Origin of the sequence: Sphingomonas sp. 28-62-11, assembly GCF_002278865.1 — a bacterium.
Classification (GTDB): Bacteria; Pseudomonadota; Alphaproteobacteria; order Sphingomonadales; family Sphingomonadaceae; genus Sphingomonas.
On record NZ_NCGB01000016.1, the window covers coordinates 17,631 to 40,986 of the forward strand.

Annotated in this window: 25 protein-coding genes and 2 tRNA genes; 18 read left to right on the forward strand and 9 right to left on the reverse strand. The window is 62.3% G+C overall.

Annotation, left to right across the window (positions count from 1 at the left end):
• Nucleotides 1-26 precede the first annotated feature (26 nt).
• The 9 genes from B7Y49_RS06830 to B7Y49_RS06870 all read left to right on the forward strand — a co-directional run bounded on the left by B7Y49_RS06830 (nt 27) and on the right by B7Y49_RS06870 (nt 3,663).
• Nucleotides 27-215, forward strand: coding sequence for a type II toxin-antitoxin system HicA family toxin (locus B7Y49_RS06830; RefSeq protein WP_374126832.1), 189 nt, complete (start codon nt 27-29; stop codon nt 213-215).
• Nucleotides 216-226: 11 nt separating this feature from the next.
• A complete protein-coding gene (locus B7Y49_RS06835; protein ID WP_374126833.1) occupies nt 227-613 on the forward strand; it encodes a type II toxin-antitoxin system HicB family antitoxin in 387 nt (128 codons plus the stop codon).
• Between the two features lie 290 nt (nt 614-903).
• Nucleotides 904-1,077, forward strand: a complete 174-nt coding sequence (locus B7Y49_RS06840) for a hypothetical protein (RefSeq protein ID WP_374126834.1) — start codon at nt 904-906, stop codon at nt 1,075-1,077.
• On the forward strand, nt 1,074-1,286 hold the full coding sequence (locus B7Y49_RS06845; RefSeq protein ID WP_374126835.1) for a DUF2283 domain-containing protein: 213 nt from the start codon (nt 1,074-1,076) through the stop codon (nt 1,284-1,286). Before B7Y49_RS06840 ends, B7Y49_RS06845 begins: the two co-directional genes overlap by 4 nt.
• 176 nt (nt 1,287-1,462) lie before the next feature.
• Nucleotides 1,463-1,681, forward strand: coding sequence for a translation initiation factor IF-1 (gene infA, locus B7Y49_RS06850; protein ID WP_374126860.1), 219 nt, complete (start codon nt 1,463-1,465; stop codon nt 1,679-1,681).
• A 126-nt stretch (nt 1,682-1,807) separates the two neighbouring features.
• Nucleotides 1,808-2,395, forward strand: a complete 588-nt coding sequence (locus tag B7Y49_RS06855; RefSeq protein WP_374126836.1) for a nucleoside triphosphate pyrophosphatase — start codon at nt 1,808-1,810, stop codon at nt 2,393-2,395.
• Nucleotides 2,388-3,338, forward strand: coding sequence for a ribonuclease (locus B7Y49_RS06860; RefSeq protein WP_374126837.1), 951 nt, complete (start codon nt 2,388-2,390; stop codon nt 3,336-3,338). Before B7Y49_RS06855 ends, B7Y49_RS06860 begins: the two co-directional genes overlap by 8 nt.
• 3 nt (nt 3,339-3,341) lie before the next feature.
• Nucleotides 3,342-3,554, forward strand: a complete 213-nt coding sequence (locus B7Y49_RS06865) for a DNA gyrase inhibitor YacG (protein ID WP_374126838.1) — start codon at nt 3,342-3,344, stop codon at nt 3,552-3,554.
• Nucleotides 3,555-3,587: 33 nt separating this feature from the next.
• Nucleotides 3,588-3,663: transfer RNA gene (locus tag B7Y49_RS06870), tRNA-Phe, on the forward strand.
• A 13-nt stretch (nt 3,664-3,676) separates the two neighbouring features.
• Here B7Y49_RS06870 and B7Y49_RS06875 read toward each other — a convergent pair.
• The 4 genes from B7Y49_RS06875 to B7Y49_RS06890 are packed head-to-tail and all read right to left on the reverse strand — an operon-like array spanning nt 3,677 to nt 6,187.
• Nucleotides 3,677-4,561, reverse strand: a complete 885-nt coding sequence (locus tag B7Y49_RS06875; RefSeq protein WP_374126839.1) for an alpha/beta fold hydrolase — start codon at nt 4,559-4,561, stop codon at nt 3,677-3,679.
• The gene (locus B7Y49_RS06880; protein ID WP_374126840.1) at nt 4,558-5,457 is read right to left on the reverse strand and encodes a pirin family protein; all 900 of its coding nucleotides are present in this window, start codon (nt 5,455-5,457) and stop codon (nt 4,558-4,560) included. Before B7Y49_RS06880 ends, B7Y49_RS06875 begins: the two co-directional genes overlap by 4 nt.
• Complete coding sequence (locus B7Y49_RS06885; protein WP_374126841.1) at nt 5,454-5,903, reverse strand: NUDIX hydrolase; 450 nt, start codon at nt 5,901-5,903, stop codon at nt 5,454-5,456. Before B7Y49_RS06885 ends, B7Y49_RS06880 begins: the two co-directional genes overlap by 4 nt.
• Nucleotides 5,900-6,187: a BolA family transcriptional regulator gene (locus tag B7Y49_RS06890; RefSeq protein ID WP_374126842.1), complete on the reverse strand. Its 288-nt coding sequence runs from the start codon at nt 6,185-6,187 to the stop codon at nt 5,900-5,902. The genes B7Y49_RS06885 and B7Y49_RS06890 overlap by 4 nt, the downstream gene beginning before the upstream one ends.
• Nucleotides 6,188-6,319: 132 nt before the next feature.
• Between B7Y49_RS06890 and B7Y49_RS06895 the strand changes: the two genes are divergently transcribed.
• Nucleotides 6,320-6,847, forward strand: coding sequence for a J domain-containing protein (locus B7Y49_RS06895; protein WP_374126861.1), 528 nt, complete (start codon nt 6,320-6,322; stop codon nt 6,845-6,847).
• 30 nt (nt 6,848-6,877) lie between these two features.
• On the opposite strand, the gene B7Y49_RS06900 is transcribed toward B7Y49_RS06895, so the two are convergent.
• The 3 genes from B7Y49_RS06900 to B7Y49_RS06910 all read right to left on the reverse strand — a co-directional run bounded on the left by B7Y49_RS06900 (nt 6,878) and on the right by B7Y49_RS06910 (nt 8,385).
• Nucleotides 6,878-7,726, reverse strand: a complete 849-nt coding sequence (locus tag B7Y49_RS06900) for a hypothetical protein (RefSeq protein ID WP_374126843.1) — start codon at nt 7,724-7,726, stop codon at nt 6,878-6,880.
• A gap of 189 nt (nt 7,727-7,915) precedes the next feature.
• Nucleotides 7,916-8,296, reverse strand: coding sequence for an SRPBCC domain-containing protein (locus tag B7Y49_RS06905; RefSeq protein ID WP_374126862.1), 381 nt, complete (start codon nt 8,294-8,296; stop codon nt 7,916-7,918).
• Nucleotides 8,245-8,385 (reverse strand): hypothetical protein, encoded by a 141-nt coding sequence (locus B7Y49_RS06910; RefSeq protein ID WP_374126844.1) that lies wholly within the window; start codon nt 8,383-8,385, stop codon nt 8,245-8,247. Before B7Y49_RS06910 ends, B7Y49_RS06905 begins: the two co-directional genes overlap by 52 nt.
• A 194-nt stretch (nt 8,386-8,579) precedes the next feature.
• Here B7Y49_RS06910 and cobS point away from each other — a divergent pair, with 194 nt between their 5' ends.
• From cobS to B7Y49_RS06935, 5 genes are all read left to right on the forward strand, one after another.
• Nucleotides 8,580-9,584 carry a cobaltochelatase subunit CobS gene (cobS, locus tag B7Y49_RS06915; protein WP_374126845.1) on the forward strand — a complete coding sequence of 335 codons (1,005 nt, stop codon included), beginning with the start codon at nt 8,580-8,582 and terminating at the stop codon, nt 9,582-9,584.
• 176 nt (nt 9,585-9,760) lie between these two features.
• Nucleotides 9,761-10,075: a hypothetical protein gene (locus B7Y49_RS06920; RefSeq protein ID WP_374126846.1), complete on the forward strand. Its 315-nt coding sequence runs from the start codon at nt 9,761-9,763 to the stop codon at nt 10,073-10,075.
• A 392-nt stretch (nt 10,076-10,467) separates the two neighbouring features.
• Entirely contained in the window at nt 10,468-12,297 is a 1,830-nt protein-coding gene (gene cobT, locus B7Y49_RS06925) for a cobaltochelatase subunit CobT (protein WP_374126847.1), read from the forward strand.
• Nucleotides 12,298-12,304: 7 nt separating this feature from the next.
• The gene (locus tag B7Y49_RS06930; RefSeq protein WP_374126848.1) at nt 12,305-12,586 is read left to right on the forward strand and encodes a ribbon-helix-helix domain-containing protein; all 282 of its coding nucleotides are present in this window, start codon (nt 12,305-12,307) and stop codon (nt 12,584-12,586) included.
• A gap of 65 nt (nt 12,587-12,651) precedes the next feature.
• Nucleotides 12,652-14,790: a TonB-dependent siderophore receptor gene (locus B7Y49_RS06935; RefSeq protein ID WP_374126849.1), complete on the forward strand. Its 2,139-nt coding sequence runs from the start codon at nt 12,652-12,654 to the stop codon at nt 14,788-14,790.
• A 27-nt stretch (nt 14,791-14,817) separates the two neighbouring features.
• Here the strand turns inward: B7Y49_RS06935 and B7Y49_RS06940 are convergent, their stop codons facing one another.
• Nucleotides 14,818-19,443 carry an NAD-glutamate dehydrogenase gene (locus B7Y49_RS06940; RefSeq protein WP_374126850.1) on the reverse strand — a complete coding sequence of 1,542 codons (4,626 nt, stop codon included), beginning with the start codon at nt 19,441-19,443 and terminating at the stop codon, nt 14,818-14,820.
• A 92-nt stretch (nt 19,444-19,535) separates the two neighbouring features.
• Nucleotides 19,536-20,882, reverse strand: coding sequence for a hypothetical protein (locus B7Y49_RS06945; RefSeq protein WP_374126851.1), 1,347 nt, complete (start codon nt 20,880-20,882; stop codon nt 19,536-19,538).
• A gap of 196 nt (nt 20,883-21,078) precedes the next feature.
• On the opposite strand from B7Y49_RS06945, the gene B7Y49_RS06950 reads away from it, so the two are divergent.
• The 3 genes from B7Y49_RS06950 to B7Y49_RS06960 all read left to right on the forward strand — a co-directional run bounded on the left by B7Y49_RS06950 (nt 21,079) and on the right by B7Y49_RS06960 (nt 23,076).
• A tRNA-Thr gene (locus B7Y49_RS06950) sits at nt 21,079-21,154 on the forward strand.
• 760 nt (nt 21,155-21,914) lie between these two features.
• Complete coding sequence (locus B7Y49_RS06955) at nt 21,915-22,316, forward strand: hypothetical protein (protein ID WP_374126852.1); 402 nt, start codon at nt 21,915-21,917, stop codon at nt 22,314-22,316.
• Between the two features lie 139 nt (nt 22,317-22,455).
• Complete coding sequence (locus B7Y49_RS06960) at nt 22,456-23,076, forward strand: hypothetical protein (RefSeq protein WP_374126853.1); 621 nt, start codon at nt 22,456-22,458, stop codon at nt 23,074-23,076.
• Nucleotides 23,077-23,356: the final 280 nt, after the last annotated feature.

The window sequence follows — 23,356 nt, forward strand, 5'->3', positions numbered from 1 at the left end:
TTATTGTGTATTAAATACACAACAAGATGCGCAGTCGGGAGGTCATCAAACGGATAGAGGCCGATGGCTGGCACGCGGTACGCCAGAATGGCAGCCACCGGCATTTTCGCCACCCGACCAAGCCCGGCACGGTGACCGTCCCGCATCCTAAGGCGCAAATCCCGATCGGGACGTTGCGCAGTATCGAGAAATTGAGCGGCGTTTCGCTGCGATGAAGGAATTGGGCATGGCCACTGTTTATTACCCCGCGATTATCGAGCGTGGCCCGGAGGGGTTTGGCGTCTTCTTCCCCGATTTGCCGGGGTGCGTTTCGGCGGGGGCAACGATTCAGGAAGCGGCAGTGAATGCCGAAGAAGCGCTGAGCGGCCATCTGGCGGTCGGCGTCGATTATGGCGACGCCATCCCCGAACCCTCCGATATCGATGTGATCGTCGTCGATTCCGATGTCGATGTGGCCGCCCGCCTGCTGGTGCGCGGTGAGCGTCCGGGGAGGTCAGTGCGGGTGCAGGTATCGATCGACGAAGGCTTGCTCGCCCGGATCGACAAGGTCGCGAAAAACCGCTCGGGCTTCCTCGCCGATGCCGCCCGCGCGGCGCTGGCAGCGCGGGGGTAAGGCGTTACGAAACTTTCCTACACACCCCCGCTTTGCTATGTTCCCGGCATGTTCTTTTCCACCCCACGCGCCCATGCCCCATCCGCCAATGGCGGAATCCCGCCATTTTTGCGAAGTTGCGCAAAAGCGATGGAGACCCGCAACTTCCGCAACTTCACCGGTCGGAACTGGGGCATCGGCGTCTCGCGCGAAGGGGCGAAAGACGGGTTGTCGTGAACCAAACGCGCTATTTCATCGAACAGGTACTGCGGAAGCGGCCATACCTAACGGTGGCGCTATGTCGGGGCGTCATGGCGGACCCCATCCGGATCACGGTGCAAACCGATGGCCGGATTCGTCAATGGGGCAGGGTGATCTTGCCGAATGAGAACGAAGCGCGCATCTTGCGTGTTGTGACCCTGGACGATGGCGTGACGATCCATAACGCCTTTATCGACCGTAACTTTCGTGAGGATGTGCCATGAAGCTGCACTATTATCCCGAAACCGACAGCCTTTACATCGAGCTGAAGGGCGATCCCGGTGTCGAAACACGAGAGATTGCCGATGGGCTGAACGCGGATTTCGATGCGCTGGGCGGGGTGGTCGGGATTGATATCGATCACGCCTCGGCCAAGCTCGATCTGTCGAGCATCGAGACCCTGTCGCTGCCCTTTCCGCTGAAAGCCGCCTGAGACTTTCCAGCCAACCTACGTTCACACCCCAACGCTCACGCCACGTTTCGCAACAACCCGCTCTTTCCCATCGTCCGCGCCCCCTTTTGCCGCTGTCGCCCCCGCGCTTTCCTTTTGGCCGCCCATCCGCTATGCGCCGCGCTTCACGAAATCCGTATCCGTTCCCAGAGGTTTGTTTGGCAAAAGAAGAACTGCTCGAAATGCGCGGCCAGGTTGTGGAGCTTCTCCCCAACGCCATGTTCCGCGTGAAGCTTGAAAATGATCACGAAGTCCTCGGCCACACCGCCGGCAAGATGCGCAAGAACCGCATCCGCGTGCTGGTGGGGGATGAGGTGCTGGTTGAGATGACCCCCTATGATCTCACCAAGGGGCGGATCACGTACCGCTTCAAGTAAAGCGGTGTTGCGGGTCGTTCTGCTGAGACCGGCTTCTCGACTTTGCTCGAAGCAAACGGGGTCGGTGAGGTTTGATATTCTCCCATCCGTTCGTTTCGAGCGCAGTCGAGAAACGCTGAGATACCGTTGACCCCTTCATCCGTCCCCTCCCTCGTCCTCGCGTCCAGCTCGCCGCGCCGCCTCTCGTTGCTCGCGCAGATCGGCGTCGTGCCCGCTCGCATCGCCGCGCCCGATATCGACGAGGATGCCCGCGCTGGCGAGTTGCCCCGCGATTATGTGCTGCGCATCGCCACCGAAAAGGCGCTGGCGGTGCCGCGTGCCCCGGGCGAGGTCGTGCTGGCGGGCGATACCACCGTCGCGGTCGGCCGCCGGATCCTCGCCAAGCCCGCCGACGAGGCCGATTTGCGGCGGATGCTCGGGCTGCTCTCCGGGCGGCGGCACCATTGCTTCTCCGCCATCTGCGTGATCGGCGACGATGCCCGGCCCCGCACCCGGATCAGCGACACCATCGTCACCTTCAAACGGCTGAGCGCGGCGGAAGTCGATGCCTATGTCGCCAGTGGCGAGGGGATGGGCAAGGCCGGCGGCTATGCGATCCAGGGCCGCGCCGAAGGGTTCGTTCGGTTCCTGTCGGGCAGCTATTCGGGCGTTGTCGGTCTGCCGCTGTTCGAAACCCGCGCGCTGCTGGAAGGTGCCGGGGTGCCCATTGGCTGAGTGGCTCTACGAAGCCGGGATCGGTGAGGCGCGGGCGGCGCTGGTGGATGGCGGCACGATCCTGAAGGCGCGGATCGCGCTCGAGGGCACGCTGGCGGTCGGCACCGTCGCCGAGGCGCGGCTGGTCGAGGCACTGGGCGGCGGGCAGGGTCGGGTGACTCTGCTCGACGGCAGCGGTGATGCGTTGCTCGCGGCAGTGCCCCGAGGGTTGAGCATTGGCCGCACATTGCTGGTGACGATCGTGCGGGAACCGATCCCCGAAACCGGCCGCGCCAAGATCGCCAAGGCGGTGCTCGCGGCGGAAGGGGCAGGGCCAGCGCGCGGCCCCGATCTGCTCGAACGGCTCCACGAAACCGGGCTGCCGGTCCGCGAATGCCGCGCCCATGAAGCGGATATGCTGGAAGCGGCGGGCTGGTCCGAAGTGCTTGACGAGGCGGTGACGGGGGAGATCGCCTTTGCCGCCGGCGTGCTGCGGATGAGCCCAACGCCCGCGATGACGTTGTTCGATGTCGATGGCTCCGGGCCGCTGGACGCGCTGGCCGTCGCAGCGGCAACCGCAGTGGGTCAGGCGATTATTCGGCACGGCATTGGCGGGTCGATCGGCGTCGATTTTCCCAGCGTCCAGGGCAAGGGGCCGCGCCGGGCGGTGGCGGCGGCAATTGATGCGGCGCTCGAACCGCCCTTCGAACGCACCGCGCTCAACGGCTTCGGTTTCCTCCAGATCGTGCGCCCCCGGCCCCGCGCCTCGCTCCCCGAACTGCTCCGCGCCGATCCGGTCGGGACCGCCGCCCGCGCTGCGCTCCGCCAGATCGAACGCACCCCGCCCGGCGCGTCCCGCCGTCACACGCTGCCCGCCGCCGTCAAGGCGCGGATCGAGGCACGGCCTGACTGGCTCGCCGAGCTCACCCGCCGCACTGGCGGCGCAATCGTTCTGGAGGACTGACCGATGGCCACATCCGGCACCTGCCCGATCTGCGGCAAGCCAACCGTCACCGCGCACAAGCCCTTTTGCAGCCGCGGCTGCGTCGACCGCGATCTGCTGCAATGGCTGGGGGAGGGCTATCGTCTGCCCGCTGGCCCCGCCACCGACGAGGAAGCCTCAAAGGACGACGCGGCTGGGCTGGGAACTGGGCTGGACAGCGCGGATAACGATGACTAAGAGGCCGCCTTCCCGGTAATCATCGGGCCGGTTGCCCGGGTAGCTCAGTTGGTAGAGCATGCGACTGAAAATCGCAGTGTCGGCGGTTCGATCCCGTCCCCGGGCACCATTTATATGTGCCCTTACAGCCAGGCGCGCATCGCCGCGTTGACGGCTTCGGGCGCTTCCCACGGCACGAAATGCCCGGCGTCCACCTTCACCAGCGTTATTTGCGGTACCAGGTCGCTCAGCCCGATCAGCTGACTCGGCTTCAACGCGGTATCGGCGATGCCCCAGATCACCAGCACTGGCATGGCGAGCGGTGGGAAGGGCTTGTCGAGAAAAGCGGGGCGTGGCGGTTCCTCGTCCATCTCGGGCACGATGATCGGGCTGGCGCGGTACCAATTGTACATCGCGGTCAGCGCGCCGGGTTGCGACCATTGATCGAGGTAAAAGGGTCGTTCTGCGGCGAGCTTTTCCTGATCGGCTTGGCCGACAAAGGTCTTGGCGAAATAGGCCTCGACGCCGATTTCGGCGATATGCGCTTCGAGCGCGGGGTTGCGAAAGGCGCGGATATACTGGCTGGCGGCGCGCTGATCGGGATCGTCGAACATCGTGCGTTGGAAGATCAGCGGGTGCGGCGCGTTGATGATGATCAGCCGTTCGACCCGGTCGGGCCGGTTCAGCGCGGCCATCCACGCCACCACCCCGCCCCAATCGTGGCCGACCAGCGTAAAGCGATCCACGCCGTAATGATCCGCCAGCGCGATCAGGTCGCCGAGCAGCTTGGCCGGCGCATAGTCGCTTACCTCGGGCGGCTTGGACGACCGCGCAAAGCCGCGCTGGTCAGGTGCGATCACGAAATGCGTCTTGGCGAGTTCCGGGATCTGGTGTCGCCAGGTGCGGTGCGATTCGGGCCAGCCATGAAGCAGAATAATTGCGGGCTTGGCCGGATCGCCCTCGACCGCGACGTCGAGCTCGACGCCGGTGGTCAGGGCAATACGCTGGAGGGAGAAGGGCGGGATCATGGATAACTCACCGTCTTGGGCACTGCCGGGATGGGGATGAACTCCACATCATCGCCCGGCACTTTGGGGAAATTGCCCGCGGTCCAGTCGGCCTTGGCCTGGTTGATCCGGTCTCTGCTCGAGCTGACGAAGTTCCACCAGACATGGCGCGGGGTGGTGAACGCCTCGCCACCGCAGAGCATCACCCGCCCGCCGCTTGCCGATCGCAATGTGGCGGTGGTGCCGGGGCGCAGCACATAAAGCGCCATCGGCTCGAGGGGCATCCCGTCGAGCGTCGCGTCACCGATCGCCACATACAGCGCGCGCTCGTCGGCACTGGCGTCGATCGGTACGCTGCCGCCGGCATCGAGCACGATATCGGCATAGATGGTCTGAGCATAGGTCGTGGTCGGCGCAGTCTGGCCCCATAAACTGCCCATGATGATCCGTGCGCGGGCGCCGGGCGTCTCGACCACCGGCAATTCGGCCTTGGCGACATGCTCGAACGCCGGATCGCGTTCTTCATCGGCTTCGGGCAGCGCAAGCCAGGTCTGGATACCCGACAATTCAGGCCCTACTGCGCGCTCGCTAGCGGGGGAGCGTTCCGAATGCGCGATGCCGTGCCCGGCGGTCATCAGGTTCACCGCACCCGGCTCGATCGTCGCGACGCTGCCGATTGAATCGCGGTGGTCGATTGCCCCGGCGAACAGATAGGTGACGGTCGCCAGGTTGATATGCGGGTGCGGGCGCACATCAATGCCGGTGCCGATATCGAGATGCGCTGGTCCCATCTGGTCGAAGAAGATGAACGGCCCCACCATTGTTCGCGGTCGCGACGGCAGCGTGCGGTGGACCTTGAAGCCGCCCAGATCATGGCTGACCGGTAGGATGGTCTGGAGAATCAGCTCATCGGTCATCGCGCGCGCTCCAGCAGGGCTTCGAGCAAGTCGACGATATCCTCAGGAAAAATCTTTTCGGGCCAGTCAGACAGCTCGGCGCGGGTGAACCAGCGCCAGCCTGCCATCACGCGCCGTTCAAGTTCGGTATGGCCGTGGATGGCGATCTCGGTCGTGGCGGTGCGGATCAGGAAATAGCGTTCATCGGCGTCGACCGGGTCGCCCTCCAGCGTAATGAATTGCACTTGCCGCCGCGCGACCTGCGGGCCGGGATCAAGATCGAAGCCGGTTTCCTCGATCAGCTCGCGCCGTGCCGCTGCCTCATAGCTTTCGCCGGGATCGCAGCCACCGCCCGCGGTAGCCCAAAAGGGCGGGCGATCATCGGCGGCGAAACGGAACATCAGCAGCCGATCCTGCGGATCGAGCAGCAACAACCGCGCCGCCGGGCGGGGCAGGCGCGTCGTCACGCGTCTTCCGGTGCCCGGGCCTTGATCGCGAGCGCATGGACGGTGCCGTCCATCAGATCGCCGAGCGCCTGGTTGACGAGCCGCTGCCGCCCGACACGCGACTGGCCGATAAAGGCCGCGCTTTCGATCACCACGGTGAAATGCGATTCGCCCGATCCATCATCGCCCATATGCCCTGAATGTTGGGCGCTATCGTTGATCACCTCGAGCAATGTGGGCTCGAGCGCGATGGCAAGGCGGCGGGCGATTTCGCTGGCAACAGGGCCGGTAGCAGTCTGGTTCATGCGTCCTATATAAGCGGTTTTCGGGTTTCGGGGAGCCACGTGTCGCACGACGGTGAAAACAATGGCAGGGACGGCAAAGGTCGCCCGCAGCCGCGCTTTCACGGGCGGGTCGAGGGCAGCGGCGTGCCGTGCATGGAACCGGGCTGTGAGGCTGCCGGTGAATTCCGTGCACCCCCAGCCGAAGGGGCCTCGTTCCGCGATCAGCCTGCACCCTATCGCTGGTTCTGCCTCGAGCATGTCCGTGCCTTCAACGCGCGCTACAATTTCTTTGCGGGAATGAGTGTCGACGAGATCAATGCGGCCCAGCGCCCTTATGCCGGATGGGAGCGCGAGACGCGGGCCTTTGCCACCGGCGGCGCAGATCGACCGCCGCCCTGGGCCGATTTTGCCGATCCGCTCGATGCGATTGGCGCACGGTTCCGCGCACGGGCGGCAACTGAACGCAAGGATGGTCGGCCCTTGTCGGAGGGGGACCGGCGCGCGCTCAAGGTGCTGGGGCTAGCTACCGATATCGATCGGCGGGCGCTGCGCGAACGCTATGCCGAACTCGTGCGGCGCTATCATCCTGATCGTAACGGCGGCGATCGCAGCTTTGAACGACAGTTGCAGGATGTGATTGCCGCGTATCAGCAACTTAAGGGCGCTGCCGCCTTTGCCTAAGGTGACGCAACGCCTAGCCGACCCCGACCCTCAGTAATTGCGACAGAATCTCGGCTTGTTGCTGCGCATCCCGCAACCGCGATCGGTCTGTGCGCGAATGCCGCCGCAGCTGTTATGCACGCTGCATTGCGAGCTTAGGCCCGGCGTCACCTGATCGCAGCGACCGGCAAGCTGGCTGGCCGCGGCAAAACCGATCTCACTTACACAACTGCGCGCCTCATGGCTTGGGCGGGGATGCCCGTCATGATGCTGCCCATAATCTTTGCCGATCCGTTGGCCATGATGGCCATGTCCGCGCTTTTGGACCCATTTGACGGCATGCTTGGGCGCGTAAGGGCGGGGGTGAGGCTTAATCCACGGCTTGGCAGGGAACGAACTGCCGTCGAGATAGCGGTAATAGGCATTCGCCACACAGCCAACATCTTCACACGCATTGCGCTCGCCAATAAAGGCATGCTGCTGCGCGATCAACACGTTGACCCGTTCAGGCGACGCCGTGCGCCGCGCCGCTTCCCATTGCAATGCCAATCGGCGGTGAAGCAGACCGAGCTGATCATTGTCGCACACCAGCCATTGTGCGCGACGTAACTCTCCCGAACAGGCATAATCGAGCGACAACCACGATGCTGGTGTATCGTACATGTCGTAAATGTCGCCATTGTCGCGTCGATCGCGCGAGATAGCGGCCTTTCGAGCACGGCGATCTTCCTCGCGTGCGAGCCGTTCTTCATAGGCACGGCGTTCATTATAAACGCGGCGGTCATATTCGGCCTGCGTTTCGCGACGTTGATAGGGAGATCGGTTGCTCCCCCAATCACAGGAGCCAAGGCCGACCAACAACCCGGTCAGCACAATCAGGAGAATCAGTCTTCTGATCATGACATTCTCCGATTCGCCTATTTGGCGGCATGACGTCACTTTCTCACGGAAGCAGCCCTTATCAAAGATTAAATGATCGATCCAGCGAGCAACCTGACTACAAACCTGTTGAACATCATCAGCACGCGCACGAGAATTGTTAGTTTAGAATAACATAGCATCCTTCCCGCCTTGATGAAAAAATTGACGTCAGCGCTTATCTCTCGCGACGGCATCAAGCTGTGCCGCGACGATAGCCCATCCGTCTCCAAACCCCATGGCGGCATGTTCGTGCATCGATGCTTCGTCCCAATGACGGGCGATGCCGGTAAAGCGCGTCTTCCCATCCTCATCGTTAAAGGTCATGATGCCCACCATGAAGGGGGTCTGCGGCACCCAGCCAGCGGTAAAGGCATTGGTACAGACCACACGCTCGCCCGGCACGACCTCGAGGAACACCCCTTCCATCGCTGATTCCTCGCCGTTCGGGCCGCGCATGATCATTGCCGATCGGCCGCCGGCGCGCATGTCATTCTCGATCACTTCGGTGCTCCAGGGGTTGGGACACCACCACTCGACAAGGCGATCGATCCATGCCCGCCAAACCAGGTCGCGGGTACGTCCACCATGCGCTTGACGCTCAGTTCAAACCAGGGCTGGGAGGCGGTCTCTGCTGACATTGATCTGCTCCTTGGTTCAATTGCGGTCTGGCTGAACGCTTCGTCACGCTGTTTCCGCTATCGTCAATGGTCGGTTCGGCTTGACGCGGACGCATTCCGTTTCCACTGGGTTTACACGAAGCGTCGTCTCATTATCGGCTCGCCGGGAGAGACCGGGCTTTGATCTGCCCTGACCGATTGGTACCGAGAGCCCCATGACCGATATTCCCAATACCCAGCCCGATAGCCGCGCCACGACAATCATGGACGCTCCTGATAAGGTGGTGAAGGTCCGCGAGATGTTCGGCATCGATTCGGACATGGAAGTGCCGGCATTCAGCGAAGCCGATGAGCGCGTGCCCGATCTCGACCCGGCCTATGTCTTCGATGCCGATACCACGCTCGCGATCTGCGCGGGCTTTGCGCATAACCGCCGGGTGATGGTGCAGGGCTATCACGGCACCGGCAAATCGACGCATATCGAACAGGTCGCCGCGCGGCTGAAATGGCCGTGCATCCGGATCAACCTCGACGCGCATATCAGCCGCATTGATCTCGTCGGGCGCGATGCGATCGTCCTGAAGGACGGCCAGCAGATCACCGAATTTCGCGAAGGCCTGTTGCCCTGGGCGCTGCAGACGCCGACCGCGCTTGTGTTCGACGAATATGATGCCGGGCGCCCAGACGTCATGTTCGTCATCCAGCGCGTGCTCGAAACCGAGGGCAAGCTGACCTTGCTCGATCAGAACCGCGTGATCCGCCCCAACCCTTATTTCCGCCTGTTCGCGACGGCCAACACGGTCGGGCTGGGCGATACCAGCGGGCTGTATCATGGCACCCAGCAGATCAACCAGGGGCAGATGGACCGCTGGAACATCGTCGTCACGCTCAACTATCTGCCCGCCGCGGTCGAGGCGCAGATCGTGCTCGCCAAATCGGGCGAGTATGACAAGCCGCACGGCAAGCAGGTGGTCGACAACATGGTCCGCGTGGCCGATCTGACGCGCAAGGGCTTCATCAACGGTGATATCTCGACCGTCATGAGCCCGCGTACCGTGATCACCTGGGCGCAGAACGCGCTGATCTTTGGCGATGTCGGGTTTGCGTTCCGCTTGAGCTTCCTCAACAAGTGCGATGAAGCTGAACGGGCGCTGGTCGCGGAATATTATCAGCGCGTCTTCGGTAAGGATTTGCCCGAAAGTGTCGTCGGAAAGCCATGACGCGCTAGAGCGATATTTGAACCGATCGCAGTGGTGGCGACAAAGACATGATAAACTGTTCTTTTATTAGGATAAAAAACCTTTTTGAGTAACGGCGGAGTCATGACGGGACCATAATGATCTGGTGCTGCGCATTCCCATGCGGGGTTAATGCGCAGCGCGAAAGGAGTACCCTCATGAAAACCTACCGCAAACTGCTCACATCGGCAGTTCTTCTCGCCGTTGCAGGCCTTACCCCGGGTGCTGCGATGGCACAGTCGTCGGCATCGGCGCAGTCATTCTCGTTCAGCTCAGGCAGTGCCCAAACCGTGGCTGTATCAACCAGCGCGTCCGGTGGCGGCCGCGCGTTTGCCTCTGCCTCCACCAAGAGCCTCTCGGTGTCGCTGAATCAGCCGGGTACCGTCGTTCTCAGCACTGCGCAGCCTGCGCCAACCTTTTGGGACCGTTTTGCCCTGCTGATCGACTATTATCTGTTTGGTGTCATTCGATAACACCCGATTGCCCGCCCGTTGATCAGTGATTGCGGGCGGGCTTTCATTGCTTGACCAGCCATCGCGCATAGATCCCGCTCCTAACTTTCCGTGGCACTTGTGTTGCCGCCTTGAACGATCACTCATGCTGGCAAGACTATGGATCACTACCATGGCCGCAGTATCGTGCCTGACGCTGTCCAGCGACGGCTACAAATTTTCTAATGGTATTCAGCATCGCGAAATGGCGCCGTCATAACGATCCCGGCGGTGCGCGCCTGTGGATGAGATTGCTCGTCGGGTGATAAAGCGCCAATGCACCGATTGATTGGGGTAGACGCACTGATCTATGGCCGGACGATGGCTGTAGATGATCGTGCATGTGGCGCGTTCCGAAGTAAGGTTGAGTGTAAATGGCTTCTGAAACTCCGCTCGATCGTTTCAAAACCGTCCTTGGCGGTGCAGCCCGCGTGCTGGCTGATGAGGCGGAGGTTGAGCTCGCCTATACGGCCGACGCGCCTACCCAGTCGGGCAAGCACATCAAGGTCCCGATGCCCGCACGTAATCTGCCCGCGGCCCAGGTTGCCGAAGCGCGTGGCTTTGCCGACGGCTTTGCGCTGCGGCTGAAGCATCATAATGCTGCGCTGCACCTGAAAGGTGCGCCCGTTGAAGCGGTGGCGCGCGCGGTGTTCGATGCGGTGGAGAGCGCACGGGTGGAAGCACTTGGCTCGCGCGGTTATCAGGGTATTAGCGACAATCTCGAAACCGCACTGGGTGTGCGGTTGCGTGCCGACCCGATCGTGCGTGCGCGCACGCGTGACGAAGTGCCGCTGTCCACCGCCGTTGCGCTGATGGTACGTGAGCGGCTGACCGGACTCGCCGCGCCGCAGGGCTGCGAAGACGGGCTGGCGATGGTCCGCGACTGGATCGAGGAGAAGGCGGGCGGCGATCTCGACGGGCTCGGCTTTGTCATCGATGATCAGGCGGCGTTTGCGCAACTGTCTATGAAGCTGCTTCAGGACCTTGATCTGGTCGAGGGTGATCTGCTGCCCGACGAAGCCGATGACGGCGGCAGCGACGACGAAGGTCAGGACGACCAGCAGCAGGACGAAGCCGACGAGGGCGAAGACGCTGGCAACCAGGGCGAAGGCCAGATCGAACAGCGGGGCGATAGCCGCGATGCCGACCAGGAAGAGGGCGAAGGCAGAGAGCAGCGCGAGGACTCGCCCGACGATGCCGATGGCGAGCCGGGTGACGAGGGCGATGATGGGATGATGCCCGTGCGGCCCAACCGGCCGATGGCCGATTTCGCGCCGCAGTTCGAGTATAAGGCATGGACTGGCCAGTTCGACGAAGTGATCGCGGCGACCGAGTTGTGCGATGCCGAGGAGCTCGCGCGGCTGCGCTCTTACCTCGATCAACAGCTCGTCCACCTGCAAAGCGCGGTCAGCAAGCTCGCCAACCGCCTGCAGCGCCGGCTGATGGCGCAGCAGAACCGCAGCTGGGATTTCGACCAAGACGAAGGGATGCTCGATGCGGCGCGGCTGGCGCGCGTCATCATCAACCCGATGCAGTCGCTCAGCTACAAGATTGAGCGTGAGACCGATTTCAAGGATACTGTCGTCACCTTGCTGATCGACAATTCGGGGTCGATGCGCGGCCGCCCCATTTCGATCGCGGCGATCAGCGCGGACATATTGGCGCGGACGCTCGAGCGGTGCGGGGTGAAGACCGAGATTCTTGGCTTTACCACCCGCGCCTGGAAGGGCGGCCAGAGCCGTGAAAACTGGCTGGCCGCAGGGCGACCGCCGCAGCCCGGCCGCTTGAACGATATTCGCCACATCGTCTACAAACAGGCAGACGAGCCGTGGCGACGCGCCAAGACAAACCTTGGCCTGATGATGCGCGAAGGGCTGCTGAAGGAAAATATCGATGGCGAGGCGCTGTTATGGGCGCACGCCCGGCTGATCGCGCGACCCGAGGATCGCAAGATCCTGATGGTGATTTCAGATGGTGCCCCGGTTGATGATTCGACGCTATCGGTCAATTCGGGCAGCTATCTGGAGCGGCATTTGCGTCAGGTGATCGGGTGGATCGAAGCGCGATCGCCCGTCGAGTTGTGCGCGATCGGCATAGGCCATGATGTGACTCGATATTATGCCCGTGCCGTGACGATCATGGATGCTGACCAGTTGGGCGGCACGATGATCGAGCAGCTGGCGGCATTGTTTGATACGAAATGATCGGGGGGTGACCCAGCGGATTGCGCTGCCGCCCGGCGGCTTTCGCGGCCCCGTCAAGCGATCGGTGACGATTGCCGGGCACCAGACCTCGATCAGCCTCGAACCTATATTCTGGTCGGCGCTCGAAGCGGCGGCGACGGGGCATGGCCTACCCCTTAATGCCTTGATTGCCCAAATAGATGTCCTGCGGATCAGCGCGGACGATCCCGCCAATCTTGCGAGCGCGATCAGAAGCTGGCTGCTCGCAGTGAATCTTTCTGTAAGTGAAAGTCAGTCGCAACAAGGTTGACGTTGCGAACGACTCTCAATAGAAAAGCCCTATCGCGAATCATTCGCAACTGGGGTTTCATGTTCATGCGTAAGTCGATCCTGCTCACCACGGCTGTCATGTTCTTGGCCGTGCCGGCTGATGCCCGTCCAAATGATGACGCCGATCTGGCGGCTGCGGCACAAAGCGGCACCGAGATTATCGTGACGGGCAAGGTCGAAGGCTATCGCACCGAGCAGACCAGCAGTGCCACCAAAACCAAGACGCTGCTACGCGATGTTCCCCAAGCAGTTACAGTGCTGACGCGCGAACAGATCGACGATCAGGCGATCCGTTCCGTGGCCGACCTGGTGCGCTATGTGCCCGGCGTTTCGGCTGGCCAAGGCGAGGGCAATCGAGATCAGATCACCTTGCGCGGCAATAACACCACGGCGGATTTCTTCGTCGATGGCCTGCGTGATGACGTCCAGTATTTTCGCAGCTTTTACAATGTCGACCGGGTCGAGGTACTGAAGGGGCCCAACGCGATGATCTTCGGGCGCGGCGGCGGTGGCGGTGTGGTCAACCGGGTCACCAAGAGCCCGATCATCGGCAGCAACAGCGCGACGGCTGATGTGACGGGCGACACGTTCGGCAGTTGGGCGGTAACAGGCGATCTGAATGTCGATCTGGGTAACGCGGCGTTCCGGCTCAATAGCTTTTACGAGGAACTCGATAACCACCGCGATTTTTTCGAAGGTGCCCGTTATGCCGTCAATCCGGTGATCGGAACCGAACTGGCTGGCGGTATCAAGCTGCAGCTTGGGTACGAACATGTGAGCGACAGCCGCGTTACCGATCGTGGCGTCCCGTCGCTGGCCGGGCGTCCGTTGACGGGGTTTCGTGACACTTTCTTCGGGGTGCCGGGTATTAATCGCACCCCGTTTGAAGCCAATGTCGTCCACGCCCGCGCCGAAGCGCCCCTCACCGATCGGCTGACGGTGAACGCACAACTGCTCTATGGCGATTACAACAAATCCTATGCCAATGCCTTTCCGGCAACCGCCGTCTCGGTCAATCCGATGACCGGTGCACGCACGCTGGGCGTCGAGGCCTATAATGACCTTACCCAACGCGAGAATTTTATCGCCCAGGGCAATGCCGAATGGCGCGCCTCGACCGGCGGGATCGACCATGTCGTGTTGTTTGGCGGTGAATATACCCGGCAGGATAGCGGCAATGAACGCCGCAACGGGTTCTTCAATCCGGCGGCTCCGCTGACCGCCGCCAATCGCCGCGCGACAGTGGCGCTGACCGATCCGTTTATCATCCCCCCGTTTGCGTTCATCGCCGGGCCAACTGGAAACGCTAACCGGCAGACGCGCAGCGAACTCAGCCAGGGTTCGGTTTATTTGCAGGATCAGATCAGCATTGGCGATCATGTCGATGTAATTGCCGGCATCCGCTATGATCGATTGGATCTTACCGTGATCGATGCAATCGCGGCGCGCACATTTCAGCGGAGCGATGATCTCTGGTCGCCGCGGTTCGGGCTGGTGCTCAAGCCGGTCAACAATGTGTCGGTCTATGGCAGCTATTCGCGATCCTACCTGCCGCAATCGGGCGATCAGTTCCTGTCGTTGACCGCAAGCGCCGCGGCGCTGGTTCCCGAGCGTTTCGACAATTACGAGCTGGGCGCGAAATGGGATGTGACGACGGCGCTTCAGGCGACCGTGGCGATCTATCAGCTCGATCGCAGCAACGCGCGCGCCACGGGCCCAACGCCGGGCACGATCGTGCTGACCGGCGAGCAGCGATCCAAGGGCGTAGAGCTTGGCTTGACCGGTAACGTGACCAAGCGGTGGCAGACCAGCCTCGGCTATGCCTATACCGACGCCGAGATCACCAGCACGACCGAAAGCGCACCGGCCGGGCGTCGGGTCGGGCAGGTCCCGCGCCACCAGTTTTCATTGTGGAATCGTTATCAGCTGCTCGATCGGCTGGGCGTTGGGGTCGGTGTCTATCACCAGGCCGATCAGTTCGCGACGATCAGCAACGCAGTGACATTGCCAGCCTATACCCGGCTTGATCTGGCGCTGTTCGCCAAGTTGACCGACCGGATCGACGCGCAAGTGAACATCGAGAATGTCACCAACACCACCTATTTCCCGGTCGCGCATAACGACGTGAACATCTCGACCGGCGCCCCGACCAGCGCCCGCTTCACGCTGCGCGCGCGGTTCTGATGCGGCGTGAGCGTGACTGGGGCGGCGTTACCGCCCCAGCAGCACCCGCGCCTGCCCGGCGATCTGCGCGAGCATCGCGGCATTGGGGGCAGGCGCGCGGCGGGCGCGGTCGACAAGTGCCTTGAACTGCCCGACGCGGGCGGCATTGTCGGCAAGCCACGTCTCCACCAGTGCCTGCGGATCACCGGCAGCGTTGCGGCTGAGGAATTCGAGCCGCAACTGCTGGAAATCGCGCGCGAGCCCGGCGATCAGCAGCCGTTCCCACGGGTCGCTCGAGGTGATCCATGCCGCATTGGTCTGTGCCCAATCGAGCCCCAGCGCCTGGCCAAGCCGGGTAAAGGCGCGCGTCAGCACGGTTTCGTCGATGCCGAGCCGCTGGCCCAGATCGGCCAGCCCGATCGCGCCGTCGAGCTCGAACAGGCGCAGGACCTTGTAGATGAGCTTTGACGGCGCACCAAAGCCTTCCAGCCGCGTCACGATCCGCTGGCTCTGCGTCTGTGCTTCCTCGAGCAACAGCACCTTCGTTTGCTTGTCGAGTGCATTGAACCCCTTGGCGACCCGTTCGAGCACCGGGCCGGGGCTCGCGCCCGGGCGGCTGATGCGCAGCAGATCGGCCATTTGTGATCGCACGCCGATCGCCACTTCATCGAACAGGATGATCCGGGCAACCTCAGGCATGTCGGCGGCTTCGATCTCCGCCCACAGCGCGGGCAGCCCGAACAATTGCTCCACCACGACGAACATCGCCGCGATATCGGCCATTGCCGCGCCTTCTTCCTCGGCGAGCTCGAACGGGTGCAGCACACCGAGCCGGTTGATCAGCCGGTTGGCGAGCTTGGTCGCGACGATTTCACCGCGCAGCTGGTGGCCATCAATCGCTTCGGCGAATTTTTGGCGCATCGCCTTGGGGAAAGCGGCGCGCAGATCGGCGAGCAGCAGGGGGTCCAGTGCAAGCGGGCTCTTCTCGATCGCGTCCTGCAACGCGAGCTTGGCGGTGGCGAGCAGCACGGCGAGCTCCGGCCGGGTGAGCCCCTGACCCTCCTGCGCACGCCGCAGCAAATCCTCGTTACCGCTCAGTCCCTCGACCGCGCGGTCGAGCCTGCCGCCGCTTTCGAAAATCTCGATCAGGCGAACATAGCTGGCGAGCGATTGTGCGCCGTCATGTTCCATGATCGACAGCGCAAGCGTTTGCAGGCGGTTGTCTTCAAGCACGATGTTGGCGACATCATCGGTCATCGAGACGAGCAGTTTGTTGCGTTTGTCGAATGACAGCCGCCCCTCGATCATCTCGCGGTTGAGCGCGATCTTGATGTTCACCTCGTTATCCGAGCAATCGACCCCGGCCGAATTGTCGATGAAATCGGTGTTGATCCGCCCACCGCGTGCCGCAAAGGCGATCCGCGCCGCCTGCGTCACGCCCAGATTGGCACCCTCGCCGATCGCGGTCGCGCGAAGCTCTTCGGCATTCACGCGCAGCCGATCATTGGCGGGATCGCCGACTTGAATGTTGTTCTCTGCCGCCGCCTTCACATAGGTGCCAATGCCGCCGAACCAGATGAGATCGACCTGTGCCTTCAGGATCGCGGAGATCAGCGCCACCGGATCGAGTTCGTTCACGTCCTGCCCGATTAGTTCGCGCATCTGCTTCGACAGCTTGATCGACTTTTCGGTGCGCGAGAAGATGCCGCCCCCTTTGGAGATCAGCTTCGCATCATAATCGGCCCAGCTCGACCGCGGCAGCGCGAAAAGCCGTGCGCGCTCCGCCCAGCTTGTTGCCGGATCGGGATCGGGATCGATGAAGATGTGGCGGTGATCAAAGGCGGCGACCAGCTTGACGGCCTTTGACAGCAGCAGTCCGTTACCGAACACGTCGCCCGACATGTCGCCACAGCCCGCAATGCGGATGGGTTGGGTCTGCACATCGACGCCGCGTTCGGCGAAGTGGCGCTGCACCGATACCCAGGCACCCTTGGCGGTGATCGCCATTGCCTTATGGTCATAGCCCTGGCTGCCGCCCGAGGCGAAGGCATCGCCCAGCCAGAAGCCGCGTTCGAGCGCGATGGCATTGGCGACGTCCGAAAAGGTCGCCGTGCCCTTGTCAGCGGCAACGACGAAATAGGGATCCTCGCCGTCATGGATGGCGACCTGGGCGGGGTGTACGACCTTGCCGTCGACGATATTGTCGGTGACCGACAACAAGGTGCGGATGAAGATGCGGTAGCTTTCGGTGCCCTCTGCCAGCCAGGCATCGCGGTTCGAAACCGGGGGCAATTGCTTGGGGTAGAATCCGCCCTTGGCGCCTGTTGGCACGATCACGGCGTTCTTCACGCGCTGCGCCTTCATCAGCCCCAAAATCTCGGTGCGGAAATCATCGCGCCGGTCGGACCAGCGCAAGCCACCGCGGGCGACTGGACCGGCGCGCAGATGGATGCCCTCAACGCGCGGGCTGTACACCCAGATTTCACGCCATGGCACAGGCGCGGGCAGGCCGGGCACCAGTTTGCTGTCGAGCTTGAAAGCGAGCGCTTCGGCAGCAGCAGGAGAAAAAGCATTGGTGCGCAGCGTGGCGGCGATAACGCCGTTGATCGCGCGCAGAATGCGGTCGTCATCGATCGCCGATACGGCTTCTAGTCCCGTTTCAATCGCCGCGATGGCAGCGTCGGTGCTGGCCTTCGATTTGGCGTTATGCGCCGCCTCGAACCGGGCGATCAGCGCCTTGGCGACCGCAGGCGCACGCCGCAGCGCGTCGACGACGGTGATCAGGCCATAGGTCATCCCGGCCTGGCGCAGATAGCGGAACCAGGCGCGGAACAGCACGACGGCGGCAGGGGCTAGCCCAACATCGGCGATCAGCCGGTTGAACGCATCATTCTCGGCTTGGCCCTCGAGCACGGCCGCAATCGCCTGCTCGAGTACCGGCGTGTCCCCGGCGAGCGGGCTGCGTGTTGACCCTTCGCCTGTGGCAATCGCGAAATCATGGACAAAACCTTGGGCCTCATCCGTCAATGCGGTCGGCACTTCCTCTATCACCCGGAAGCCGAAATTCTCTAGCACCGGCACCGCATCGGATAGCGCCAAGGCGCCACCCAACCGGTAAATTTTCAGGCGCTGGCCGCTTGCTGCCTGATAGAGCCGCACCGATCGCGCACTGCCATCGGCCAAGGTAGCAAGCCGCTCGATATCATGCGCTGCCTCCACAGCGCTATTGACCGTCCGGTAGCTCTCCGGGAACGACGCCGCATGGCGCAGCGCAAGGCGTGCCGCCCGGGTCGGCTCGAGCCGCTCGCCAAGCGCCGCTTCAACCGCGGGTACCCAGCCGCGCACCATATGGCGCAACCGGCTGTTCAGCGGTTCGACCTGAGGCATATGGCCATCGCCGCGCAGATCGAAGGTGTAGCGGATCATCGCGATCACACCGTCTTCCAGTGCGATCGACCAGTTGAGCAGCGATCCGTTCGATGCTTCGGCCAGCATGTCGCCAATGGCGATCCGTCGTGCAGTCGACAGGTCGTCGCGCGGCAGCCAGACGAACGCGAACATGTGCCGCCCCAGCATGCTGCGGACCAGTACCATTTCAGCGCGCGGGCGATCCGCCAGCGACATCGCGGTCAGCGACAATTGCTCGAGCGATGCCTGGTCGAATGCCGTCACCAGATCATGCGGCAACGCGCCGAGCGCATGGTTCAGCGCTTTGCCGGTATGGCCGCGCGGATCGAAGCCCAGCTTTTTCTCCAGCATCGCCAGCCGCGCCCGCAGCACGGGCACTTCCTGCGGCGGGGCGCCTAGCGCCGCACTCGTCCACAAACCGGCATGGATCGACAGGCCCGTGATCTTCTTTCCGTCGCGCACCGGCACGATCACCAGATCAAGCGGCACGTGCCGGTGAACACTCGAAATCAGGTTCGATTTGACGACGAGTGGGGGCGCATTGCCCTCTTCAAACCATTTCAGCGCCAGCGCGCGGGAACTATCGGCAAGCAACGGCACCGGCTGTTCCTGGCGGGTAATGCCCAGCCGCTCGACAATCGTGCCGTCGCGCAGCCATCGCTCATAGCCGAGCAGCGTCATCTTGCGATCGGCGAACCAATCGAGCAGCGCCGCCCCTTCGCGGATTTCTTCCACCGTTGTGCGGGCAAGCAACGCCGCGTCATCGGCCATCCGCGCCTGCATCGCCAGCCAATCGGCCACTGCAGCACGGACATTGGCGAGCCCGCGTTCCAGATCACTCAGCAGGGCACGGCGGATGCGCGCATCAGCGCGTTCCATCTCGATATAGATCATCGATTCGGGCTGGCCGACGCCAACCCGGACCAGCGCACCGTCATTATCGCGCTCGACCGGCACAACGGGGTGGATGATGCGATCGATCGCAATATCGTGCGCGCTGATGGCGGCGGCGATCGAATCGACCAGGAACGGCATATCATCGTTGACGATCGCCAGCCGCATCTTGCGGTGCGCGGCATCGCCGGCGATCGTTTCAAGATCGAGACGGGGTGTGCCGGGGGGGCGCTGGCCGGCGGTGGCGGCCATGAAGCGCGCGGCTTCGGCCCGCTCGGCCTTACCGAACCCCTCCAACTCGCCCGGCAGGGCCCCCTCGACGAGCCTGACGGCGAGCGCATCAGACAGCGATTTCAGCGTGGCTTTGACCATGGCCCGCTATGCGCCGAGCCGCGCTTCATCTCAAGAGTGCGCGCGGACCACCGTGCGCGATCTCTCTCATCGCGTGCACCGCCGCTCTGGAATCAGCGGTTGCGTGCAGCCTTGCCGATCAGGGTAGCGGCGCCGGGGGCGGTGGCGGCAATGCTGCCGAAAATCTCGGTCGAACCGGTATCGCTCGCCCGCGCGATTAGCAGCACGAATTCCCCAGCCTCAAGGCCCGTTGCGAAATCGATCGTCGCCAGCGGCGCGTGCTTGGCAAAGGTCGCGCGGGCGGCCTCGATCGGATCGGGCTTTGCAGCCGGACGACGTAGCGCGCGCTCGGCCGCAACGATGCCCTTGATCCCGCCTTCAGCCATGTCGAGGAAATCGGCGAGTGCGCCGGTCGGCACATTGCAACGACGGGCATGCGCCAGGACCGATGCAAATTCGGTAATGCGTGTCTTGTCATAATCGGTGCCGAACACGAGCTTGATGATCGGCGTCATCGGCGCGCGGGCCTGTTCGGCAATGCCCGCCTTGGCCAGCAGGACGGTATAGCCCGCCGGATCGTTATTCGTCGCCATCGCGAAATCAAAGGCGCGGCCAAGCGCCCGATACAGCGCGGCCCGGCTGCGCGTGTCGGATGCGCGTGCGACGGCTGCAGTTTGTTGCGCCAGCATCAATTGGTCGGCCAGCGGGGTCGCCGTGCCTTGATCGCCATTATGGTCAAAAGCGGCAGCATGCTGATCATTGATATGGTCGGCAGGCGCATCGCCAAGTGCATCGTCCAGATCATCGCCAATGTCTGCGCTGGGGCCACTCGCCCAAGCAGGCGCGGTGACGGCGGTCCGTGTCGCGTTGCGGACCGACTCGGCCACTTCTGCGGTTAGCTTGGCCTGGGTCTGTTCGTCGACCAGCTCCTTCCAGTTGATCACGCCGTAAATGAAGTCGATTGTGTCGTCGTCGGACGAAAACGGCATCAGGATGCCGCGGTACATAGTGTTGTGCCCGCGCGTGCCGACAAACTCGGCTTCAAACCCGATGGGCGCCCGATTGGCGATGATTTGCAGGTAATGATCCGTCAGGCGGGAAAGCAGCGAACGACTCGGCACCTGATTGATATGGGTGACGCTCGAATCGAGCGCGCATTCGGCGCGGAGCGCGCTGCCCAGAAACTGGATCGCCGGATTATCGATGCCGCCCGTAAAATCGAGCAACACGCTGTGCGGCCCGAAATCGGCGATGTTTTCAGGATCGAGATCCTCAATCGATGGATAAGCCCGCCCGTTCAGCAGCGATACCCAGTGGTTATAGGCGCGCACATGCATGCGGCGCTCATCGGTACCGATATCCATCTGGGCATTGTCGTCCACGCGCAGATCAGCCTGGTCATGGTTGTCATGATCGGCGCGTTCGGTGCGGTCGTCTTCGAACCCGCGAAGCGTGTCCATGCGTTTATCCTTATTGGGCTGATGCCCGGTTTCACCCCTGTTCTGCCTGATTGTGGTAAATCTTGTGTAAAGCGGTGCACGATGGTTGGAGGGGCCGTCGGCACCAGCACCCGGGCTTGCGGACGACTTGCCAGCCCAGTGCCGCTCTGTTAGTGGCCGCCTCCTCGACGAGCCGCCTTCGCCCGTCGCACCAGGCGCCGCTTTAGCTCAGCTGGTAGAGCATCGCATTCGTAATGCGGGGGTCACAGGTTCGAGTCCTGTAAGCGGCACCAGCCCTTTCATAAGGCAATCTTAGACAGATAAGGCGGAAGTGCCTTTCGACTGGGTGGCCGTTTGGGTCCTGCTTGGGGCGTTTTGGGTAGGAAGATGGGCTCGGTCCACACTGCTCGTCGCCGATTCAGGCCGGGGCCGGGTCACCGCTCGCTTGAGAGCCCTCGGGTTTGGGCTTCCCAACAAGGTCTTGTCTTGGACCGATTGCTGACTGGCGGGTTTCAGCAGCAAAAGTCGGATAGCTGCCCCTCCTAAGGGCAACGCATCGTTGACCGCTTCCGACCCAGTTTTGGTCGGTCAGCGCAGAATTTCAGTATCCTGAAACCCGTCGTTCGCTGGGCAACCGCCTTTCGATATAAGCTGGCCCACAAGAAACTCGCGCCTTCTGATAATCGGTCCCGTACAGGAGGCACGCGAGCAGCATTACCGAGGGGCCTGATTTTGTTGAGACCCTAGCCGATTGCATCTCCTTGGGGAGAAAATGTTGGCGCACAAGCTAAGCGAATCGCGCATCTCAGCATATCGCGCTGGCGTTCAGATTTGGGACCTCATCATAATTGGTGATGCGACTCGGTCATGGGTCCGTTTACCCAAAATTAACGAGCAATTCCGATTCGTTGTGGGGGACGAGTAGTGCGGAAGCGCAATGCGGCTACAATCTTGTCAGCGCTCATCGCGTTACCGCTGCCGGCGATGGCAGGCGGTAGCGATAGTGCCTCTATTACCATAACCGGGACGATTGAGCGAAGTTGCTCAATTGCAATGGCCGTGTCGTCGCTCGAACTGGGTGATGTCCGGCTGGCAGGCACGATCGGCGCCAATGTGGCGTTCAACTGCAACAGCCCGTTCGTTGTTCACCTTATGTCGGACAGCGGTGCCTTGGTGCACAGCGGCGGGCGAGACGTAGCCGGTTTCGAAACGACCATTCCCTATACTGCATCGCTCAACGTCCCGTTCGATGGTGGTGGTGCGGGCGCTATCTATGCCTGCGCGAGCGCTGCGTTGCTAGCCGCGGCGAGCTGCGCATCGCTGGATTCGGCAACACATACTGCCATTCGCCAAACAGCGGAGCTATCGCTGCACTGGCTGGGTGAAGCCGCGAGACCGCGGCTGGCGGGCGCTTATCAAGATGTTATTCGGATTTCTGTCGAGTTCGCACCGTGATGGGGCGGCTCTGGCTGAAAGCGCATGCCGAAGGCGGCGTGCGATGCCCGGGGGCTAGTGCCATTGGCGTTGCCCCAAAACCGCCTCGACATGCCGGACCATCGTCCGGCTTGTCCAAACACCAAACAAAGGACGCAACATGAAGACTTTCATAAAGATTGTCGCGCTTAGCGCGACGATTGCCACGGCCATAGGCACCGCACACGCGCAGGATACCGCAAACAGTGTCGTAACCGCCAACGCAACGGTGCCCAATACCTGCTACATCCGCTCGATCGATGGAATTACCGGCACTGGGTCGCTGGTGAATGGCACTGCGGGCACAACGTCGAGCGCTACACTTAGCTATGCAAACGGGCTGGTGGATACGGCCACTGCGCTGAGCACCTCGAAGACCACTGCGCTCAACGTCAGTGCCTATTGCAATTATGCGCTGGCTCCCGTGAAATTGACTTCTGATAACAATGGTATGGTCAATACGGCGACCACACCAACCTCCGGCACCTTCAACAAGCGCGTCAATTATACCGCTTCGCTCTCCGGCTGGGGAACCGCGTCCAACGCAACGCTAACGACGACTGGTACCGCGACGAGCAACACTGCTGGGGCTGCACTGGTTGGGACCCCGGTCACCGCAGCCGAAGCGGTGAATACGACTAACGCTGTGTTGCAGATCGTGACCACCGGCAGCGGCACGACGCCGATGCTTGCAGGCACCTATTCGGACGTTCTGCGCGTGACTTTTGGACCGGCAAGCTGATTCAAAGCCACCAGGCTACGTGCCTGCTTGGCCTTGAGGACACTGGTTGCGGGCGGATTGGAACCCCGGCCCGCAGCCAGTGATCCAATTGCAGACCCCGGCGACCGATCATCTCCCCAATTTCTAAATGGGAAATGCCAATCATGCGCAGAGCGCTCATATTTCTTATGGCAGTGCTATTTTTGGGAATTGGCACCGCGTGGGCGATGTCGGTCTCGCCGGTCTTTCTTGAGCTCGAAGAAGGAACCAGATCCTCGGGGACGATTACCGTTACAAATCC